This is a genomic window from Paractinoplanes pyxinae (assembly GCF_026626335.1).
Taxonomy (GTDB): domain Bacteria; phylum Actinomycetota; class Actinomycetes; order Mycobacteriales; family Micromonosporaceae; genus Actinoplanes; species Actinoplanes pyxinae.
The window spans coordinates 491294-506221 of sequence record NZ_JAPNTZ010000005.1; the positions used below are offsets into that span (position 1 = coordinate 491294).

Genomic DNA, 14928 nt, shown 5'->3' on the forward strand with positions numbered 1-14928 from the left:
CTACGCTGGGCGTAAAGTGCTGATCAAGCTCGATGTCCGAGCCTCCGCACATTCCGGGAGGTCCGCCGGTGTGCCACAGGGGTCGGACAGCCGTTATCAGCTCTTCATCAGCTACTCCGGCAGCAACCGCGAGCTGATCCAGCCCTTCGTCGAGCAGTTGGAGGCCGACGGGTTCGTGGTCTTCTACGACCAGGACCGCGGCGTCGGGCTGGGCTCGCTGCCGATGAATCTGGCCGACAAGCTGGCCGCCTCCGACCACGTCGTGGCCTGCCTGACACCGGAGTACTTGAGCGGGCCGTGGCCCCGCTTCGAGCTCGCCATCGCCATCGCGCAGGATCCAGCCGGTGACGACGGCCGCGTCATTCCGGTCTGGTTCAACCGCGACGGGGTGGTCCCGCGGACCTATCTGGCTCACCTCACCCAGTTCGATCTCACCCGACACGACCCCTACGGCCGGTCGTATGGCCTGATCCGCGACGCCATCCGCGAGCGCCTGGCCCATCCCCCGCCTCCGCCGGACCGGGATCAGGTGGCCGGGATCGTGGCCGACGCACTCGACCGGCCCGACGACCCGCAGGTCGTCCTGTTCAAGATCCGGCTGGCCGGTCGGCAACTGGCCCAGCGCGCGTGTCGCGACCTGCTCGGCCAGGATCCGGGCGGACGCTCCTTGGAGGCGCTGGCCGACGATCTGTTGCGCTCGGGCGTGCTGCCCCGCGACCCGGCGGCCGCTCTCGGCCGGCTGCGCGCCTTCGGCGGACAGGCGCTGCGCGACGAGCCCGGCCTCGACACCGACGAGACAGTCGAACGGGCGCTGGCCGCGTTGAGGGAGCTGCGGGACTGGATGTTCCCCCGTCCGGCGGCCGCTCCGGAGCAGGCCCTCGCGCCGGTGGAGCATGAGGCGGCGTCGGCGCTGCGGCTCGTGCGGGTGTCGCCGGTTGCCGCCGACATGGCCTGGCCGCTGGGCGATGACGTGCTCGTGTGGGACGAGCGCGGCGGGCGGCTGCGCTGCCTGCGCGGCGGCGAGGTGCGGTGGCAGGACACGGACCGGATCAGGGTGCGCCGGTTCGCCACGGGGACGCGCGACCGGGTGGCCGTGGGCGGCTGGGAGGGGCTGGTGCGCTACTTCGCCGGCGATCCCGAGCCGCTGGCCGCCCTGTCGATGGACGGGACCGTGGGCGACCTGCGGTGCACGGCGGACGGCTTGATCGCGGGCAGCTGGCGGCACGCGCTGTGGCGGATCGACGACCACGGCCGCCGGACGCGGCTCGGGCCGGTGCAGGGTGGCGTGCACCGCGTCGCGATCTTCCGGGACGGCCGCCGGTTCGCCGTGGCCGAACTGACCGGCCGCGTCACGGTTTACCACGACGACCATCCGGTCCATCCGGTACCGATCGGCGGGCCGGTGGCAGACCTCGCCTACGCCGGGCCGCGGCTCGTGCTGCTCACCGACGAGGCGGTGGCCGGGTGGCGGGTCGACGGAGTGCTCAGTGCCCCGGTGCCTATGCCCGGCGCGAGTTCGCTGCTGCCGGTGGGCGACCGGCCGCACTGCATGGCTGTGGTGACCGGTCCGGGCCCGCGCGCCGAGCTGCGCAGCGTCGACGAGTACGACCGGCACGTGCCCGAGCTCTTGCTACGTCCGGGTGAGACCGTGCTCGGTGCGGACACGACCGCGAGCCGGCTGCTGACGCGTGGGCCGGCCGGTGTCGTCTACCGCCGGGACGGCGCCGAGGTGGCGAGCTGGCCGGACGCGACCGGCGCGGGCATCGCGGCCGACGGTCGCCGTCTTGCCGTCTGCCGGCCCGGGCGGGTCGAGCTGCTGGAGGACCCGGCATGAACCGGGATCGCGACTCCCTACTGGTCACCGTGTCCGAGTTGTCCGGTGTGCCGCGCACGCCGCAGGTCCGGCTGGCCCTGGCCGAGGCCGAGTTCCGGCTCGCCCTGCTGCCTGGGACCTCTACGCCTGAACGGATCGAGCGGCTGCACAGGGCACTGTGCCACGACCCGTACTCGGCGAAGGCGGAATTTCACCTGGGGCGGCTGCTGCACGGCACCGGCCGGCTCTGGGCTGCCCTGGCCGCCTACCGCCGGGCCTACCGGCTGGCTCCCGGCAACCGGCGCATCTCGTTGCTGGCCGCGATCAGCCTGCTCGACCTGGGCAAGGAGGAGCGCGAGATCGGCGCCGCGCTGCTGGTGGCCGTGGCCCGGGACGACGCGCCTCAGATCGACGCGGCGATGGCGCAGTTCGACGTGCACATCGAACGGCAGGGCGGCGGCGGTGAGCCGACCGGCGGCCAAGCTGGGCCGCGCCGCCGCCGGGCCGCGCCGACGGCTGAGCTGCTGGGCCGGGCCACTCCGCCAGTCCGGCAGGCGTTGCTGCACGAACATCTCGTCCGCAAGCGGCCGCCACGGGCCTGGGTGACGGCCTACCTGGACGCCGGCGCCGCATCGGTCGAGTCGGCCGTGGCCGCGACTCTGCTAGTCGGATGTGGCGTTCCCCCGGCCGACATCCCGCAGACCCATCGGGACGGTCCGGCCGCCCGGCTCCTCGCGGCCGCCCTGGAGCTCGCAGAAGAGGCGGATCCCGAACGGTTCGTCGCCCGGGCGGCGGCCCTGCTGGACGGCCGGTGGCTTCCGCCGGAGCTGGTGCTGGCCCTCCACTTCGAACGGTGGGGCGAGCTCGACGTCCTGGAGGGCATCGCGCTCCTGGACGCCTATCCCGCGTCTGTCCGCGAGCTCGACGGTTTCCGCGAATTGCGTATCGCGGTGCTCGACGGCCCGGCCCGGCGCGCCTGGTCCGAGGGCCGCCCGGACGAGGCGGCGGTGCTGTGGCGGGCGATGATCCGGCTCGATCCGGAACGGGCCGACACCGCGCTCAACCTGGCCATGCACGCCACCGGCAGCCGGTCCCCGGCCTACCGGCCGGCCTGGGAACGGGTCGCCGAGCTGCTCTACCGTCAGGCGGCCGCCGCCGGTGACCTCGATCTGCGGGCGGCCGATCGGACGGCGCTGCACAAGGCGCACAGCACCCAGAGCCTGCGGGCCGCCGGCGACCGGCGGGTCGACGACGACGCGCTGGAGCGATGGATGGCCGACGGTGACGCGGTCGAGGTGTGGCTGCGCGAGTGGGATCTTTTCTATCTCAACGCCCGCCTGCGCTTCCGCTCCCCGTCGCTGCTGCTCGGCGTGGGCGCCGAGGCCGGCGCGGACGAGCTCGGGGCGGCCCGCCGCATCATGCTGCTGCACCTCGACGCAGCCTTCGTGCGCACCGACCGGCCCGACGGCGCCCGGTTCGCCCGGCTGGCCCGCGAGCGGCTCGATGCCGCCGACGGCCCGCTGATCGCCCGCGAACAAGCGGAGTTCGACGACCTCGAGCGCGAGGCGCTGGACCGGGCATTGCTGCTGCGCCGGCTTCTCGAGCACTTGGCCCGCCTGTCCACGACCCGCGGCCGTCGGCTGGCCGGCACGGTCTTGCGGTCGCTGTTCCTGCTGCCGTTGCCGGCACTCGACCGTCGCTGCGCCGAGCTGGGGCTGATCACCACCGACGAGACGCTGACCGCGATCCTCGACGGTTCGGCGGCCTTCGTGGTTCGCGCCTGGCCGGCCGAGTGCCCGGACGGCGCGGAGGTGGCGGCCGAGCTGCTGGCCGACGTCGAGCCGGCTTTCCGGGCCATGACCGAGCCGGTCGGGCTCACCGTTCCCTACAGCCGGCTGCTGCTCTGGAACGGCCGGGGCGCCGAGGCGTACGCCCTGGGCGCGAAGCTGATCTCCCGCGCCGGCTCGCCGGAGGTCGTGCGGGACCTGCAGTCCGACGTGCTGGACGACGCCGGCGGCGCCGCCGCCGCCGGAATTCCGGACGGCGACGCTGGTCTCGAAGCGGCTCGAGGCGTGCTGGCCGGCTATCCGCTCAGCCCGGCAGCCCGGGCCGCTGTCGTCGTCCGCCTCGTCCGCCTGGGTGGCGAGGCTCGTCTCGACGAGGCCGCCCACCTGCTCTCCTCGGGTGCCCGGCAGGCGCCCACGGAGAGCCTGCGGACCGGCTTGTACGCCCGGATCCGGTCCCTGCCCCGGGCGGCCGACGCCGCCGTCCGGCGTCAAATCCGGCACTACCGCACCCGGGCCGCGCCCGACGACCTGGCGCACGCCCTGGCGATGACCCAGGCGCGGCGCTTCGACCACGAGATTCGTGAGCTGCGGCACGAGATCGACCGGGCCAGGGGGGCCGCCGATGTTCATGGTTGAGATCGAGACCGACTCGCTCTACTCCGTGCTCGGCGTCGAGCCGGACGCACCGGTCGCCGAGATTCGCGAGGCCCGCGACCGGCTCGTGGCCCAGCTGCGCGCGCAGCAGCGGCGCGAACCGGCCAACCGCGACGAGCTGGACGCCCGCCAGCGCTCGATCATCGAGGCCGGGGAGGAGCTGGTCCGCCCGGCCCGCCGCGAGAAGTACGACCGGCAGAACCCGCACCTGCGCTTCTTCACAGTCCGCACGGCCGCCGCACCCATGTTCGTCTCCCTGGCCGACCGCCTGGTCGCACTGCGAGCGGCCGTCCACGCCCACCTGGAGGCGGCGGGCGAGGCTCCGCCGCCGTCCACCGACCTCGACCGGCACGACTTCACGGCCGATTTCTCTCCCCATCCCCTGCTCGACGGCGAACCGCCGCGGCGCCCGTGACGAGAGCGAGCCCCTGGATGCGCAACCTCGGCAAGCGACCGGACCTCGGCCCCCGACTGGATCAGATCGAACAACACCTGGAGGAGATCGCGGAGGACAACACCTCGGTGGTGGCGGAGTTGCGCCGCATCGAGCACGCCCGGCAGGAATCGGCCGACGCGCTGACCCGCACGGTGGCCGGCCTGCGCGAGGACCTCGAATCGGCTCTGGCCTACAACGCCCTGCGTGACCTCTGCACGGCGCTGACCGGCCCGCTGGCGGCGATCGAGACGATGGCCGCCGAGGCCGACTTCTCCGACCCGGCCCTTGCCGCCGGGCACGTGCGCGGCCTGGCCCTGACCCTGCGCGGCGTGCTCACCCGGCTCGGCGCCGAGGTGATCCCGGTGGTCGTCGGCCACGACTTGTACGACCCGATCCGGCACCGCTGCGTCGGCGTTGTGCGGCCGGCCGAGTCACCTTTCCCGGACGCCCGGCCGCACACCGTGGTGCGGGTCGTCGAAGACGGATACGACCTGCGCCGGCGCCAGCTGGCCCCGGCCCAGGTCGAAATTCAGGCCGACGGCCAGTGAGGAGCGCGACATGGCCTTTCACAAAGTGATCGGGATCGATCTCGGCACCACCTACTCTGCGGTGACGGTGTGGGACGGCCGGGACACCGTGATCATCGAAAGCCGGATGGGCACCCGGGCCGTGCCGTCGGTGGTCGGCCTCGACCCGGAGGGCCAGGTGATCGTCGGCACCCCGGCCCAGAACAGCATGGTGAGCAATCCGGAGAACACCGTCATCGAGGTCAAGCGGGACATGGGTGTCTACGCCCGGCAGCCGACCGGGTCGGACGCCGGCCAGCCCAAGTTGATCCCGTTCCGGGGCCGCGACTATCTGCCGCAGGAGATCTCCGCCTTCATCCTCAAGGAGCTCAAGCGGCAGGCCGAGGATTTCATCGGTGAGCCGGTGCACGACGCGGTGATCACCGTGCCGGCCTACTTCCGGGAGCCGCAGCGGCGGGCGACCGAGGAGGCGGCCCGCATTGCCCGGCTCAACGTGCGCCGGCTGATCAACGAGCCCACCTCGGCCGCCGTCTGCTTCGGCGCCGACAAGGCCGAGGGCGACGAGGTACGCACGTACGCCGTCTACGACCTCGGCGGGGGCACCTTCGACGTCTCGCTCATCCAGGTCAGCCCGGGCAACGTCAGCGTCGTGGGCACCGGCGGCGACCCGCATCTGGGCGGCGGCGACTTCGACGATCGCATCGTGGAGTGGGCCCTGGCCGAGATCCAGAAGCGGCACGGTGTCGATCTGAGCGGCGACAAGCGGGTCCGCCGCCGTATCAAGCGCGAAGCCGAGATCCGCAAGCGGGAGTTGTCGACCGCCACCACGACCATGCTCGACCTGCCTTTCCTGACCGCCGAGGTCAGTGCGAACATCCCGCTGAGCCGGGCCACCTTCGAGTCGCTGATCAAGGACCTGCTCGACCGCTCGCTGGAATGCCTGGAGGAGGCGCTCGACTCGGCCTATCAGAGCAACGGCATCGAGCGCGCCGACATCGAGCAGGTGCTGTTGGTCGGCGGCTCGACCCGGATAGCGCGGATCCGGCCGATGCTCGCCGATCACCTCGGGATGGAGATGCGCGACATCCGCGGCGACATCAACCCGGACGAGGTCGTGGCCCGGGGCGCCGGCATGGTGGCCCGCGAGTTCACACCGGCCGACGGCTACGAGGGCCAGGAGGTCGCCGAGCCGCAGGCCGAGCCGGCTGGTGCGCCGCAGGACGAGGGCGGCATCCTCATCCTGCAGGACGTCACAAGCCATTCCCTGGGCGTGCACACCGAGCACGGGCGGTACTCGATCATCCTGCCCAAGGACAGCCGGATCCCGGGCTCGGCCACTCAGCACTACACCAACGCCGGCCCGTTCACCGCCCTCGACATCCTGGTCTTCCAGGGCGAACAGCCCGCCTCCTTCGACAACGACCTGGTCGGCACCGTCCCGATCACGTTTCCGGAGCCTCGCGAGCGTGGCTACTGGGATCTGGCCACGACGTTCTCGCTCGACGTCGACGGGCTGCTCACCGTCGACGTCGTCTGTGTCAACAACAAGGACGCCTGGCAGGCCAAGTTGCACTGCGGCGTGCAGTCCGACCGGGCCACGGTGGAACGCAGCGCGGAGCGGGCCGAGCAGGAGATGGCACGGCCCGAGGGGGCGGTCCCACCGCCGCCACCTGAGCCGCCTGCGGCGCCGCCCGAGCCGGTGCTGCCGCCGCCCACCGACGCCGTTCCCGAGCAGTTCAAATCGATCGCGCGACGGGCCTACAAGCTGATCGGGCGCCTCGACCCGGAGCCGGCGGCCAGACTACGCGAGGGCTACCTGGCCCTGCTGGCCGTGGCCGAGTCCGGATCCTCCGACCTCGAGGACGTCGGGGACGCCCTGGAGGACCTGTACATCGAGGTGCGATGACCGCGGCGCCGGAGACGGCCCGGCTCGGGAACTCCAGCCGTGGATCTCTGCGGCGGGAGGACGACCGGCTTGTGCGTGTGCTGGACCCGCGGCAGTGCGACGAGCGGTTCCGGACGGCGCTGGCCGAGATCCGGGGCCGCGAGTGGCCGGACACGCTCCCGATCCTCACCCACGGACCGGCCGGCGACGGCTACCGCATCGAATACGCCGCGGACGGCATCCTGACCCTGGCCGAGGCATTCGAGGCAGTCACGCACTGGTCGGGCCGGCTGATCCTGGTGGCTGACGTGTGCGAGGCCGTGGACGTCTGGCACCGGGGCCGCGCGGCCGGCCTGGGACTCGACGCGCACACCGTCGTTGTCAAGTCCGGATCGGGCGGCATCCGCCTCGCGCCGTGCCCGCCGGTGCGGCCGGCTTCGCCACTCGATCTATCCGACGTGGACCCCGGCGCTCTGGCCGCGGTGGCGCCGGAAGCCGTTCGCGGCCTCCCGGCGCATCAGCGCGCGGAGGACGTCTACGCCCTCGGCACCCTGGCCGCGCTCGCCCTGGGCATCCGGCCCGAGGCGTCCGGCGACGGCCCCGGACGCGTCGAGCGGCAGGCCCGCGGAGTGCTGCTCAAGGTGTCGGCGACGGCCACCGTGGTCGAGCCGTTCCTGCACACTTCGCAGCGGCTCGAGGCGCTGCTGACGACGATTCGCCGATGCCGTAACGATTCAGTGGACGCCCGGCCGACCGACGGCGCCGGGTTGCGACGCGCGCTGCTGGCGATGGCCGACCTCACCGGACTGGCCGAGGAGGTCTGGCTGGCCGGTGATCCGGCCGGGGCGCGGTCGGTCCTGTCCCGGACCGGCCCGGGTTTCCGCAGCGACTGGCTGGCCGCGCGCATCGCCACGGCCGAGGGTGACGGGGCCACGGCTTTCGAGCAGTATCGGCGCGCGGTCGAAACCGCACCGACCCAGTACCGGCTGCGGCAGCAGCGGTTCGACGACATGTGGGCACTGTGGCAGGCCGCGGCCGATCCACCGCCGGAATGGGCCCGGGCGTTGCTCGACGATCTGGCGTTCCTGCGGCCGTTCGGCGAACTCCCCCCGGCTGAACTGTGGCTGCGGGAGGCCGAGGTGCACGAGCGGGCCGGGACCGACGGCCTCTACCGCGCCGCCCGGGCCCTGTACGAGGCGACGATCCGCGAACCCGACTCGTTCGCCGTCCTGCTGCGCTACGCGCGCTGCCAGCGCCGCATAAGCGAAGTCGAGGGGCGGGCCGACGCGGCCGAGGTGGACAAGATCCGGCAGGTCGTGAGCAAGCGGCTCGACACGATGCTGCGCATCAAGGCGATCAGCCGGGAGGAGGCACAGCGATGGCGCACCCAGTTCGACGACGTGTGACCCGGGCCTTGCTCGTCGCGGGCCTGCTGCTGGTGGCCGGGGCGACACCGGCCGCGGCCGCGCCGGCGCCCTCTCCCGGGCCGGCGGCGACGGTGGTCGTGCCGCTTCCGGCCGGGGCCACCCTGCCTCCCGGCCGCTATCAGGTCACCCTGCGCGGCGGCGGCCGCCAGATCACCACCACCGGCTCGGTGTTGCCGGCCGCGCCCTCGGCCGCGCCGAGCCCGCCCGCCGAGCCGGACTCCGGCCCCGGCGCGTGGATCGGCCTGGGCGGCGCCGTCCTGCTGGCCGGGATCGGGGCCGGCCTCTATCTCGCCACGCGGGGTCCTCGGAGCCGCCGCCGAGAGTTCGAGCGGCTGGCCGGCCAGGTCGAGGCGGGCGAGTACCAGGCCGCCGTCGGAGGGTTGACCCGCCTCGAGAGCCAGCTCCCGCCCGCGCTGCGCGCCGAGGCTCGGTTTCTCTGCGGCTTCGCCCTCTACCAGCTGGGCGACCTCGACGAGGCCGAGCACCGGTTGGCCGCCTTGAATCGCGAGGATCCGGAGTCGTCCGAGGTGGCCTATCTGCTGGCCTACCTGCGCGTCCAGCGCCGCGACTTCGAGCGCGCGCAACCGGTGCTGGCCGCCCTCGACCGGCGAGGCCGGCTCGACGTCGGCCAGGCTCGCCGGTTGTACGGGGTTGTGCAGTACCAGTTGGCCGGCCGGGCGGCGTCCGAGGGACGCATCGACGACGCCGTGACCCTGTTCCGCGACGTCGAGCGGCTGGGCGACTTCCGCGACCGGGTACCGGCCGACCTGCGCAGCAAGCAGATCGTGCTGGGCACCCGGGCCCTGCTCGACCGGGATCCGGCGACCGCCCGCCGGCACTTCGAGGAGTTGCGTGACGCCGGCGGCGACGATGACCAGCAGGCTTCGGCCGCACTGGGTCTCGGCCTCACCGTCTGGGCCGAGAACAAGCCAGGCGCCGGCAAGAAGGTGCATCAGCTGCTGAGCCGCTGCTTGCGCCTGCTCGATCCGGACGGCCCGGCGACCCGGCGCTGGCCCGGTCCACCGTCCGAGACTGTGGCCGACGAGATCTCCCGCGTGCGCCGGGCGGGCGAGGCGCCCGCCGCCGACCGGGAGCGGGCGCGCCTGCTGGCCGACATCCACCTTTTGCGTGGCTGTGCGCTCGTGCGGGCCTTCGCCGAAGAGACCCCGCTGCTCGGCAGCGAGCGGCAGCTGCTCGGCGGAACGGCGGAGCGGCTCGCCTACGCACTGACCGACGTCCGGCAACTCGCCGACCCGTACCTGGTCGTCGGCCTGCTGCGGCACCACCTGGCCCGGGACGCGTCGGAGCGGCGGACGGCGATAGCCGAGCTTCAGGCGGCCCAGGCTCTGGGCGCGCGGGATCCGCTGCTGCTGGAGATCCTGCACCGCCACGAGCGTCAGACCCAGCGACGCCGGGCCGTCTGGTCGGGGCACGCCGGGCGATATGGGCGTACGCCGACCGTCGACGACGTGACCTCGGCCGCGCCGGTCGGCCCGGTCTCCGCGCCGACCGTGGCCGAGCTCAGCGAGCGGGCCGAACTGCTGGCCGCCCGCCTGCATGCGATGGGCGCCGACCTGGGTGACTCCGGCGCGGCGGCAACCGCGCTGGCGGCCCGCCTGGAGCAGGAGAGCGCGGAGCTGACCCGCCGGGCGCGCGCGGTCGAGGCGACCGAGGCCGAACTGCTGGCCCTGATCGGCGGGCGACTGCTGGCCGGGGACTTCGACGAGGACGGGAGCGGGACATGACGGCGGACCGTGAGATCACCCGGCGGCATGCCGGGCTGCTGGACCGCCTCAAGCGGCCGGAGCTCGACGTCGACGAGACCGACGACGAGGACCTGCGCCACCTCGAGCTGCGGCGGGTGGTGCTCGAGGTGGCCGAGCTCGACCACGCGCAAGAGATAGCCCTGGTGCGGGCGGCGGTGGCACGCTTCGGGAAGGCCGGGCAGGCATGAGCGACCCCGACGACTACGGCGGCGGCCTGGCCGAGCCCGAGAACCTCGCGGAGCGGCGCGACCAGGCGCGACGCCTCCACGGTGGGCTGTCGGGCGGCGGGCCGGCGAGCACCGTGAGCGATCCCGTCCGGCGACTGGTCGAGCGGGCCTGGCGCAGGTATCAGGAGGACGACTTCCAGGCCGCCATCGGCACGGCCGACGAGGCCTTGGACAAGGACCGGAGCTGCGCGGACGCCTGGCTGTGCAAGGCCGAGAGCCTCGCCCGGCTCGGGAACACCGACCGCGCCATCGAGGTGCTGCGGGACGCCCGGACCGCCGTCGTGGCATCCGCCCGGGCCGAGGTCGAACGTGTGCTGGAAGTGATCGTCGGGCAACGGACGACGCTGCAGGTCGAGCAGGCCCGCCGGGCGCTGCGCCGCAACCAGTCCGGCGAGGCGGCAACCCTGCTCGCCGACGTGGCGGCGGCGTTGCGGGACGATCCCGATTTTTCGGGGCGGCTGACGTACGCGCGGGAGAGAGCTGCCGCGGCCACCGAGCACCGGTCCCCGTTCACCTCCACGCAGCTCACCAACGCGGTGCTGCAGACCGTGCTCGGGTGGCTCTGCCGAGACGAGTTCGAGCACGGCGCCAAGGCGCTGGCCGACGAGGACTATCGCCGGGCCGAACAGCTCTTCGTCAACGCCCGCCGCGTCGACCCGCGCAACGCCAAGGCGGCTCTGCAGCTGGCCGTCGTGCTCGAAATGCAGGTCCGCACGGCCGAGTGGCCGGAGGAGATCCCGCGTCTGGCCGCGATCGTGGCGAAGAGCCGGGAGCGCGCGACCGAGGCGACCCGGCTGGCCGCCCTGGCAAAGGAGGACCGGACGCTGGCCGCTGAGGCCGAGACGGCGTGGACGCGGATCGACCGCCTGCGTGTGCAGAGCGTCAAACGACACCGCGTCATCGGGTGTTACGCCAATCTGTACGCGTTGCAGGACTATTACAGCCGGAACTCCGGCTATAAAAGCATTTATCTGAGCTCCTTCGTTCCGATCGCCGCGGAATCAGACCGCCTGCTCGGCCGCTACGGCCGGGACGACCCCGATGTCGGCATCTTCGTCTCGGCCCTCGCCGACCGGGTCGACCAGATACGTCGTCGCACCGGCTGACGCCGTTGTCAGCATTTGAACGAGTCGTTACCTCGCGTCGTCGGTGCCGGGCAGAGTCCTCGGCAGCGACGACGCGAGGAGACAGCTGATGAAAGCAGTCCGGGTACACGCGTACGGGAAACGGCCGTCGGTCGACGACGTGCCGGAACCGCAGATCGGCGGGCCGCTCGACGTGATCGTGCAAGTGGGCGCGGCCGGGTTGTGCCGCACCGACCTGCACATCATCGAGGGGCAGTGGGCCGAGAAGTCGGGCGTGCAGCTGCCGTACACGATCGGGCACGAGAACGCGGGGTGGGTGCGCGAGGTCGGCAGCGCGGTCACGAACGTCGCGCCGGGTGACGCGGTCATCTTGCATCCGCTGGTCACCTGCGGGCTGTGCCGGGCCTGCCGGTCCGGTGACGACGTGCACTGCGAGAACTCGAAGTTCCCGGGCATCGACACCGATGGCGGGATGGCCGACCTGTTGCTGACGAGCGCCCGGCCGGTGGTCAAGCTGGCCGACGGGCTCGAGCCGGCGGCCGTGGCGGCGCTGGCCGACGCCGGGCTGACCGCCTATCACGCCGTACGGAAAGCTCTGCCTTTGCTTTATCCGGGCCAGACCGTCGTGGTGATCGGCGCCGGCGGGCTCGGGCACATCGGCATCCAGTGCCTGCTGGCCATGACCGCGGCCCGGGTGGTCGTGATCGACCCCAACGAGAAGGCCCGCGAGCTCGCCACCGAACTGGGCGCGCACGAAGTCGTGGCTAACGGGAACGACCTGACCGACAGCGCCAACGTGGTGCTCGACTTCGTCGGGGAGCAGGGCGCCGAATCGCTGGGCCTGGCCATGACGCGGCGGGCCGGCAGCTACTACGTGATCGGCTACGGCGGCGCGGTGAACATCCCGACGATCGACCTCATCTCGACCGAGCGCAACATCATCGGCAACCTGGTCGGCTCGTACAACGACCTCGACGAGCTCATGACGCTGGCCGCCCTGGGCAAGGTCACGCTGCACACCCGGCAGTACCCGCTGGCCGCGGTGAACGAGGCGATGGACGACCTCGAGGCCGGGCGGCTGCAGGGACGCGGCATCCTGGTGCCCTGAGGTGTTCCGCCGGGACGGGGAGAGCTGGTTCGTCGTCGACGGGCACACCCAGTTCTGGGACGGCAGCCCGGCCAACCAGATCAACCGGTACGGCGAGGGCTACGTGCGCTGCCTGCACGACTTCCACCGCCGCCTCTCCCCCGCGGAGCACCGGTGGAGCTTGGCCGAGTTCGAGCGCTACCCCGAGGAAAGGCTGATCCACGACCTGTTCGAGACCGGGTACGACGACGTGGCGATCCTGCAGCCGGCCGACCGGCCCGACTGGTTCGTCAACGGCTTCGACACCACCGAGCAGAACGGCGAGGTGGCCGAGCGGCACCCGGGCCGGTTCGTGGTCAATGGCCGCTGGGATCCGCGCGACGGCGAGGCCGGGCTGGACCGGCTGGAGGCGCTGCATGAGCGGTGGCAACTGCCGGGGGTGATGGTGTGCACGGCCGAGTGGAAAGGAGTGAGCAAGGGCTGGCGACTGAGCGACCCCTGGGCCTGTCGCTACCTCGAGAAGTGCGAAGAGCTCGGCATCCGCAACATCCACGTACAGAAGGGACCCGCCTTTTATCCGATGAGCCGGGACGCCGCCGACGTGGCGGATGTCGACGACGCGGCCACCGCCTTCCCCGGGCTGCGGTTCGTCGTCGAGCACGTCGGGCTCCCGCGGATCGAGGAGTTCTGCTGGATAGCGACGCAGGAGCCCAATGTGTACGGCGGTCTTGCGGCCGCCCTGCCCTTCCTGCACACCCGGCCGCGCTATTTCGCGCGCATTCTCGGCGAGCTGCTCTACTGGATCGGCGAGGACCGGATCCTGTTCGGCAGTGCGTACGCGATCTGGCACCCGAAATGGCTGATCGAACGGTTCGCCGCCTTCCAGATCCCGGAGGACATGCAGGGCGAGTACGGATTGGTCACGCCCGAGATGAAGCGGAAGATCCTGGGTCTGAACGCGGCCCGCCTGTACGACCTCAAGGTGGAGTGATGCGGCCGGTACGCGCGGCCGTGCTCAGGGCGACGGCCCGGGTGGCCCGCACCGCGCCCAGCCGCACCGCCCGCTCCACCGACCACCTGTCCTCCCGCAACCGGGTCGTCGGCATCGAGACGGCCACCGCCCCGACGAAGCGCCCGGCGGCGTCGGTGACCGGGGCGGCCATGCAACTGAGGCCGTGCTGGAACTCGTCGACCTCGACGGCCAGGCCGGTGCCGGTGACCTGGCGCAACTGCCGGGCCAGCAGGCCGCGGTCGGTGACCGTGGCCGGTGTCACGGCTGGGGTGCCGGTGTGCTCGAGCAGGATCTCGCGGTCGTCGGCGGGCAGCCGGGCCAGCATCAGCTTGCCGAAGGCGGTGGCGTGCGGGGCCTGGTGGAAGCCGATCGTGAGGGGACGGATGCGTGGGTGCAGGGCGCACTCGGCCACGTGGGCGACGACCATCTCGGCGTCGCGCAGCGCGGCGTAGTACGCGGCGGCCTGGGCCTCGCGGTGGATCACCGAGGCGACCCGCCGCACCTCGGGCGGCGCCTCGATCTGCCGGTGCAGGCCGCGGGCCAGGTCGTCGACCCGGTGGCCGAGGGCGTAGGCCCGCTCGTCGGACAGATGCACCAGATAGCCGCCGGCGACGAGGGTGGTGAGCAGGTGGTACGTGGTGGGCAGGGTGAGCCCGAGCGCCGCGGCGACGTGCTTGGCCTGCACCGGGCCCGGCGCGGCGGCGATGTGGTCGAGCACGCGCATGGCCCGCTCGACCGACTGCAGAACCCCGGTGCCCTTGTTCATCACCCCAGCCTGGGGCCCTGGTAGAGATGGTGGAAGACCGTTGACGGATCGCGCGAAAGGGACATCGACATGATCTTCATTACCGCCAAGTTCCCGATCAAGCCGGAGTTCGCCGACCGCTGGCCCGAGATCGCGGGCCCGTTCACCACGGCGACGCGGGGCGAGGAGGGCTGCCTGTGGTTCGACTGGTCCCGCAGCCTCGACGACCCGACCGAGTACGTGCTGGTCGAGGCGTTCCGGGACGGCGACGCGGGCGCCGCTCACGTCGGGTCGGCCCACTTCAAGCAGGCCCAGCAGGACCTGCCACAGTATCTGCGGGCCACGCCCAAGATCGTGAGCCAGAACGTCGACCAGGACGGCTGGTCCGAGCTCGGGGAGCTCGCCGTCAAATAGCAGCCCGGAGGTCACCGCACTTGAGCGCCCTTCCTACCGTGGGTCCCCCGGGATCCAGGAGGA

General features: G+C 72.4%; 13 protein-coding genes. 12 read left to right on the forward strand and 1 reads right to left on the reverse strand.

Annotated elements, in window-relative coordinates; genetic code table 11:
• Positions 1-70: 70 nt before the first annotated feature.
• The 11 genes from OWR29_RS16640 to OWR29_RS16690 all read left to right on the forward strand — a co-directional run bounded on the left by OWR29_RS16640 (position 71) and on the right by OWR29_RS16690 (position 13685).
• Complete coding sequence (locus OWR29_RS16640; protein ID WP_267563754.1) at positions 71-1834, forward strand: toll/interleukin-1 receptor domain-containing protein; 1764 nt, start codon at positions 71-73, stop codon at positions 1832-1834.
• Positions 1831-4236, forward strand: coding sequence for a hypothetical protein (locus OWR29_RS16645; RefSeq protein WP_267563755.1), 2406 nt, complete (start codon positions 1831-1833; stop codon positions 4234-4236). Before OWR29_RS16640 ends, OWR29_RS16645 begins: the two co-directional genes overlap by 4 nt.
• Entirely contained in the window at positions 4223-4669 is a 447-nt protein-coding gene (locus tag OWR29_RS16650) for a hypothetical protein (RefSeq protein ID WP_267563756.1), read from the forward strand. Before OWR29_RS16645 ends, OWR29_RS16650 begins: the two co-directional genes overlap by 14 nt.
• 17 nt (positions 4670-4686) lie before the next feature.
• Positions 4687-5238, forward strand: coding sequence for a nucleotide exchange factor GrpE (locus tag OWR29_RS16655; protein ID WP_267563757.1), 552 nt, complete (start codon positions 4687-4689; stop codon positions 5236-5238).
• Positions 5239-5248: 10 nt separating this feature from the next.
• Positions 5249-7123, forward strand: coding sequence for an Hsp70 family protein (locus OWR29_RS16660; RefSeq protein WP_267563758.1), 1875 nt, complete (start codon positions 5249-5251; stop codon positions 7121-7123).
• Positions 7120-8508: a hypothetical protein gene (locus OWR29_RS16665; protein ID WP_267563759.1), complete on the forward strand. Its 1389-nt coding sequence runs from the start codon at positions 7120-7122 to the stop codon at positions 8506-8508. The genes OWR29_RS16660 and OWR29_RS16665 overlap by 4 nt, the downstream gene beginning before the upstream one ends.
• Entirely contained in the window at positions 8481-10274 is a 1794-nt protein-coding gene (locus OWR29_RS16670) for a tetratricopeptide repeat protein (protein ID WP_267563760.1), read from the forward strand. The genes OWR29_RS16665 and OWR29_RS16670 overlap by 28 nt, the downstream gene beginning before the upstream one ends.
• The gene (locus OWR29_RS16675) at positions 10271-10483 is read left to right on the forward strand and encodes a hypothetical protein (protein ID WP_267563762.1); all 213 of its coding nucleotides are present in this window, start codon (positions 10271-10273) and stop codon (positions 10481-10483) included. The genes OWR29_RS16670 and OWR29_RS16675 overlap by 4 nt, the downstream gene beginning before the upstream one ends.
• Positions 10480-11628, forward strand: a complete 1149-nt coding sequence (locus OWR29_RS16680; protein WP_267563763.1) for a tetratricopeptide repeat protein — start codon at positions 10480-10482, stop codon at positions 11626-11628. Before OWR29_RS16675 ends, OWR29_RS16680 begins: the two co-directional genes overlap by 4 nt.
• Before the next feature lie 88 nt (positions 11629-11716).
• Positions 11717-12715, forward strand: a complete 999-nt coding sequence (locus OWR29_RS16685; protein ID WP_267563764.1) for an NAD(P)-dependent alcohol dehydrogenase — start codon at positions 11717-11719, stop codon at positions 12713-12715.
• Position 12716: 1 nt separating this feature from the next.
• Positions 12717-13685: an amidohydrolase family protein gene (locus OWR29_RS16690; protein ID WP_267563765.1), complete on the forward strand. Its 969-nt coding sequence runs from the start codon at positions 12717-12719 to the stop codon at positions 13683-13685.
• On the opposite strand, the gene OWR29_RS16695 is transcribed toward OWR29_RS16690, so the two are convergent.
• Positions 13672-14472, reverse strand: a complete 801-nt coding sequence (locus OWR29_RS16695; protein WP_267563767.1) for an IclR family transcriptional regulator — start codon at positions 14470-14472, stop codon at positions 13672-13674. The two genes, OWR29_RS16690 and OWR29_RS16695, sit on opposite strands and share 14 nt — an antisense overlap.
• A gap of 69 nt (positions 14473-14541) precedes the next feature.
• On the opposite strand from OWR29_RS16695, the gene OWR29_RS16700 reads away from it, so the two are divergent.
• Positions 14542-14865 carry a putative quinol monooxygenase gene (locus OWR29_RS16700; protein ID WP_267563769.1) on the forward strand — a complete coding sequence of 108 codons (324 nt, stop codon included), beginning with the start codon at positions 14542-14544 and terminating at the stop codon, positions 14863-14865.
• Positions 14866-14928 lie beyond the last annotated feature (63 nt).